The following is a 1,436-nucleotide window of genomic DNA, read 5'->3' as shown; positions in this document are numbered from 1 at the left end:
TGAACCGCACCCCAAAAGTTAGACAGAAAAAATCTAACTTTTGGGGTGTTATTTTTATGAAATTGAGTTATGAAGATAAAGTCAACATTTATGAGCTACGGCAGAATGGTGAAACAATTAAGTCTTTGTCAGAACGATTTTGTATGAATCAATCTGGCATCAAATATATGATTCGATTGATTGACAGGTATGGAATAAGCATTGTCAAGAAAGGGAAAAACACCTATTATTCTCCAGAACTCAAGCAGGAAATGATAGATAAAGTTCTAATTGATCATCAGTCTCTCAATCAAGTAGCTCTTGATTATGCTCTACCAAATCAAGGTACTCTTCCAAACTGGATAGCGCAATACAAGAAAAACGGGTATACTATTGTTGAGAAAACAAAAGGGAGACCAGCAAAAATGGGACGTAAACCAAAGAAAACTTGGAAAGAAATGACTGAATTAGAGCGTCTTAAAGAAGAGAACGAATATCTCAGAACGGAGAATGCTTTCCTAAAAAAGTTAAAAGGACTAGAAGACCGGGACGAAGCTATCGAGAAAGAGCGACAGAAACAATTAAAGAAATGGCTGCCCAAGGGTTCAGATTAGATTTACTACTAAAAGCAGCTAAATTAGCACGTTCAACTTATTACTATCACCTTAAACAGTTGGAACGAGGAGATATAGAGAAGTCTATTAAAGACCAAATTCAAACGATTTATCAGGAACATAAAGGGAACTATGGCTATCGTCGAGTCACTTTGGAACTTCGTAACAGAGGGTTTATCATCAACCACAAAAGAGTTCAACGTTTGATGAAAGCACTAGGTTTGGCAGCGAGAATACGTCGCAAAAGACGCTATTCATCTTATAAGGGTGAAATTGGTAAGAAAGCTGACAACCTTATTCAACGTCAATTTGAAGCTTCTAAACCCTTTGAGAAGTGTTATACCGATGTGACTGAATTTGCCTTACCTGCAGGGAAACTCTATTTGTCACCTGTTCTTGATGGTTATAATAGCGAGATTATAAACTATACCATTTCACGTTCTCCTGACTTAAATCAAATGAATACGATGCTGGAAAAGACATTTCCAGATAAATACTATGACGGAACTATATTACATAGTGATCAAGGCTGGCAGTATCAGCACAATTCTTATCATCAATTTTTAAACTCTAAAGGTATCCGTCCATCTATGTCACGTAAGGGAAATAGTCCTGACAACGGGATGATGGAATCTTTCTTTGGCATATTAAAGTCAGAAATGTTCTATGGTTATGAGAGCGACTATCAATCTCTAGGAGAGTTAGAACAAGCGATTACAAATTACATTGATTATTACAATAATAAACGTATCAAAATAAAACTAAAAGGACTTAGTCCTGTACAATATAGAACTAAATCCTTTACTTAAAATATTATGTCCAACTTTTGGGGGTCAGTACATT

At 35.8% G+C, this 1,436-nt stretch carries 1 protein-coding gene; it reads left to right on the top strand.

The window, feature by feature from the left end:
- Positions 1–56 precede the first annotated feature (56 nt).
- Positions 57–1,402 (top strand): IS3 family transposase gene (locus E4T79_RS10665; RefSeq protein ID WP_135030106.1). Its coding sequence is split into 2 segments (ribosomal slippage): positions 57–498 and positions 498–1,402, totalling 1,347 coding nucleotides; the frame shifts between segments, so codons are not numbered across the junction.
- The last annotated feature ends 34 nt before the right edge of the window (positions 1,403–1,436 follow it).

Source organism: Streptococcus sp. LYSM12 (genome assembly GCF_004569635.1).
GTDB lineage: Bacteria > Bacillota > Bacilli > Lactobacillales > Streptococcaceae > Streptococcus.
The sequence above is the reverse complement of the archived record's forward strand: the minus strand, read 5'-3'. Positions and strand labels throughout refer to the sequence as shown.